Consider the following 3,840-nt stretch of genomic DNA (forward strand, 5'->3'; position numbering starts at 1 on the left):
CAGCCGCCTGCTGCGGGCGGCGGAGCGGTTCCGTCGCGCCTCGGCCGAGCGCCGCCGCCGGGTGTCTGCTCCTGCACAGGCGCCTCAGGCCGACGCCCCGTCCCCAGGCGGGGACGACCCGGCGGCCGGGCGCGACGCGCGTCCCTAGCGTGGTGCCCGGCGGCACCCGCCGCCCATCAGCACTCATCAGAGGGGACAGTCACATGAGCATCGTGCAGATCGACGTCGAGGACCTGCGGGCCAAGAGCGGGGCGGTGGAGGGCTCCATCGGCCGCCTCCAGGCGGAGGTGAGCACCATGGAGGCCAACCTGCGCCAGCTGCAGGACACCTGGCGCGGCCAGGCGGCCGCGAACTTCCAGGGTGTGCTCACCGAGTGGCGCGCCACCCAGCAGCGCGTGGAGGAGTCCCTGGCGGGCATCCGCCGCGCGATGGACGCCGCCGCCACCCAGTACCAGGACGCGGAGACCGCCAACGCCGCGATGTTCCGGTTCTGAGCGCCCGGAACGGTCCGGGGTGCGGCCGGCCGGCCGCGCCCCGGTCCGTGCTTCCTAGAGTGGGGGCATGACCGTCCTGATCGACCCGCCCGCGTGGCCCGCCCACGGCACCGTGTTCTCCCACCTCGTCTCCGACGCCTCCCTCGAGGAGCTCCACGCGTTCGCGCGGGCGGCGGGGCTCTCGGAGCGGGCCTTCGACCGGGACCACTACGACGTGCCCGCGCACCGACGCGCCGAGCTCGTGGCCCGCGGGGCGGTGCCCGTCACCGGACGGGAGCTGGTGCGCCGCCTCGCCGCCTCGGGGCTGCGCGTGCCCGCCCGGAGCCGCGCCGAGAAGCGCGACGTCGTCCTCGCCCGGCGCTGGGCGCGGCTGTTCGAGGGCACGGCGGCGAGCCCGGACGCGGTGACGACGGCGGGACGCGACCTGCTGGCCCGCTGGGCGGAGCCGCATCGGCACTACCACGACCCGGCCCACCTGCTCGCGGTGCTCGAGTCCGTGGACCTGCTCGAGCGGGCGGGGGCGAAGGCCGGGCCGGATCCGCGTGCGGTCCGCCTGGCCGCGTGGTTCCACGACGCCGTCTACGTCGGGGACCCCGCCGCGCCCGCCGGCCAGGACGAGGCGGACTCGGCCGCCCTGGCCCGGGACGTGCTCACCGACCCGCGGCTGGCGGTGCCGGCCGACGTCGTCGACGAGGTGGCGCGCCTCGTGTTGCTCACCGCCGCCCACGACCCCGCCCCGCACGACGCGGCCGGGGCGGTGCTCTCGGACGCGGACCTCGAGGTCCTCGGCCGCTCCCCCGAGGCCTACGCCCGCTACGTGGCCGCGGTCCGGCAGGACTACGCGCACGTGTCCGACGCGGACTGGGCCCGCGGTCGCGGCGCGGTGCTGGACGCCCTGCTGGACGCCGAGCGGCTGTATCGGACCGCGCCCGGCCGAACGCGCTGGGAGGCCGCCGCCCGCCGCAACCTGGCGGCGGAACGAGCCGCGCTGTCGGCCTGAGCGGGGCGCCCCGGTGCCGGCCCCGGACGCGGCGAGGCCCGCCTCCCCGGACGGGGAGACGGGCCTCGCTGGCTGGGCGCCCGAACGGGCCGGGCCGGCTCAGCGGCTGATCACATCATGCCGCCCATGCCGCCCATCGGGTCCATGCCCTCGGCGCCGGCGGCGGCCTTCTCGGGCTTGTCCGCGACGACGGCCTCGGTGGTCAGGAACAGGCCCGCGATGGACGCGGCGTTCTGCAGGGCCGAGCGGGTCACCTTCACCGGGTCGTTGATGCCGGCGGCCAGCAGGTCCTCGTACTCGCCGGTGGCGGCGTTCAGGCCGTGACCGTCGTCGAGGGTCTTGACCTTGTCCGCCACGACGCCGGGCTCCAGGCCGGCGTTGAAGGCGATCTGCTTCAGCGGGGCCTCGATGGCGACCTTCACGATGTTCGCGCCGGTGGCCTCGTCGCCCTCGAGCTGCAGGCCGCCGAACGCCTTGGCGCCGGCCTGGATCAGGGCCACGCCGCCGCCGGCGACGATGCCCTCCTCCACGGCGGCCTTGGCGTTGCGCACGGCGTCCTCGATGCGGTGCTTACGCTCCTTGAGCTCCACCTCGGTGGCCGCGCCGGCCTTGATGACGGCCACGCCGCCGGCCAGCTTGGCGAGGCGCTCCTGCAGCTTCTCGCGATCGTAGTCCGAGTCGGTGTTCTCGATCTCGGAGCGGATCTGGGCCACGCGGCCGGCGATCTGCTCGGCGTCGCCGCCACCCTCCACGATGGTGGTCTCGTCCTTGGTGACGACCACCTTGCGGGCGGTGCCCAGCAGGTCGAGGGTCGCGTTCTCCAGGGACAGGCCCACCTCGGAGGAGATGACCTGGCCGCCGGTGAGGATGGCGATGTCGGCGAGCATGGCCTTGCGGCGGTCACCGAAGCCCGGGGCCTTCACGGCCACGGACTTGAAGGTGCCGCGGATCTTGTTGACCACGAGGGTGGCCAGGGCCTCGCCCTCGACGTCTTCGGCGATGATCAGCAGCGGCTTGCCCGACTGCATGACCTTCTCGAGGATCGCCACCATGTCCTTCACGGAGGAGATCTTCGAGTTGACGATGAGGATGTAGGGATCCTCGAGGACGGCCTCCTGGCGGTCCGCGTCGGTCACGAAGTAACCGGAGATGTAGCCCTTGTCGAAGCGCATGCCCTCGGTGAGCTCGAGCTCGAGGCCGAAGGTGTTGGACTCCTCGACGGTGATGACGCCCTCCTTGCCGACCTTGTCCAGGGCCTCGGCGATGAGGGAGCCGATCTGCTTGTCCGCGGCGGAGATCGAGGCGGTGGCCGCGATCTGGTCCTTGGTCTCGATCTCGCGGGAGGCGGAGAGCAGCTCGGAGGTGACGGCCTCCACGGCCTTCTCGATGCCGCGCTTCAGGGACAGCGGGTCGGCGCCCGCGGCCACGTTGCGCAGGCCCTCGCGGACCAGCGCCTGGGCCAGCACGGTGGCGGTGGTGGTGCCGTCGCCGGCGACGTCGTCGGTCTTCTTGGCGACCTCCTTGACGAGCTCCGCGCCGATCTTCTCGTACGGGTCCTCGAGCTCGATCTCCTTGGCGATGGAGACGCCGTCGTTGGTGATGGTGGGGGCGCCCCACTTCTTCTCCAGCACCACGTTGCGGCCGCGGGGGCCGAGGGTCACCTTCACGGCGTCGGCCAGGGTGTTCAGGCCCTTCTCCAGGCCGCGGCGGGCCTCTTCGTCGAATGCGATGGTCTTGGCCATGTGCAGGTCCTTTCTGGACGTCGGCTTCCTACTGCTGGTGGCTGACCCGCGCCGGTGCCCGCGACGGACGGCCCCTGGGGGCCTCACCGGTGGACAGGTCCTCCTCCACGGCGCCGGGCCGACCGGGGTACGGCTGGCAGTCGCGCCTTCGGAGTGCTAACCCCATTATGAGCACTCGCACCGGGAGAGTGCAAAGGGTCCGCAGTGCGGGGCCCGCCCTTCCGCGGACGGCGGACGGCCCCCGGCAGAACGCCTCGGAAGGCGCCCCGCCGGGGGCCGGAAAGGGTGCGCGGCCGGCACGGCCGCACGACGGGCGGATCAGCTGGTGACGACCACCGCGATACCGTTCACCTGCAGGTTCGGGGTCTGCATGACCGGGAAGCCGAGCTCCTTGCCGACCGCCTCGGCGGCGGCCTTGTTGGCCGAGCCGTTGTACAGGACGGTGGAGGACTGGATGCCGTAGCCGCTCCAGTTCTTCGCGTCCACCGAGGTGTAGCCGGCGCCCGTGAGCCGCTGCGCGTAGGAGGCGGCGAGGCCCTGGGTGCGGGTCGCGTTGTACACGGTGACGTGGGTGCCGCGCACGGCCGCGGACTGCGCGGCTGCA

Annotated in this window: 4 protein-coding genes; 2 read left to right on the top strand and 2 right to left on the bottom strand. The window is 73.4% G+C overall.

Translation table 11 applies throughout. The annotated features are described in order from the left end of the window. Positions 1 to 203: 203 nt before the first annotated feature. Both SJ20_RS04000 and SJ20_RS04005 read left to right on the top strand, forming a co-directional pair. Positions 204 to 494: a WXG100 family type VII secretion target gene (locus SJ20_RS04000; RefSeq protein ID WP_010079419.1), complete on the top strand. Its 291-nt coding sequence runs from the start codon at positions 204 to 206 to the stop codon at positions 492 to 494. Positions 495 to 561: 67 nt separating this feature from the next. Next, positions 562 to 1,494 (top strand): DUF4031 domain-containing protein, encoded by a 933-nt coding sequence (locus tag SJ20_RS04005; protein ID WP_036315913.1) that lies wholly within the window; start codon positions 562 to 564, stop codon positions 1,492 to 1,494. A 110-nt stretch (positions 1,495 to 1,604) separates the two neighbouring features. Here the strand turns inward: SJ20_RS04005 and groL are convergent, their stop codons facing one another. Together groL and SJ20_RS04015 are read right to left on the bottom strand one after the other, a co-directional pair. After that, positions 1,605 to 3,236 (bottom strand): chaperonin GroEL, encoded by a 1,632-nt coding sequence (gene groL / locus SJ20_RS04010; RefSeq protein WP_036315916.1) that lies wholly within the window; start codon positions 3,234 to 3,236, stop codon positions 1,605 to 1,607. Positions 3,237 to 3,554: 318 nt separating this feature from the next. Then, positions 3,555 to 3,840, bottom strand: a 286-nt coding sequence (locus SJ20_RS04015; RefSeq protein ID WP_044659027.1) for a LytR C-terminal domain-containing protein, incomplete at its 5' end; no start/stop codon positions are given.

The sequence above is a fragment of the Micrococcus sp. MS-ASIII-49 genome, assembly GCF_000946635.1.
In the GTDB taxonomy this organism is placed as follows: Bacteria; Actinomycetota; Actinomycetes; order Actinomycetales; family Micrococcaceae; genus Micrococcus; species Micrococcus luteus.

Coding starts and splice junctions, on each gene's coding strand:
- groL (WP_036315916.1), bottom strand. CDS start 3,236: ATGGCCAAGACCATCGCATTCGACGAAGAGGCCCGCCGCGGCCTGGAG.
- SJ20_RS04005 (WP_036315913.1), top strand. CDS start 562: ATGACCGTCCTGATCGACCCGCCCGCGTGGCCCGCCCACGGCACCGTG.
- SJ20_RS04000 (WP_010079419.1), top strand. CDS start 204: ATGAGCATCGTGCAGATCGACGTCGAGGACCTGCGGGCCAAGAGCGGG.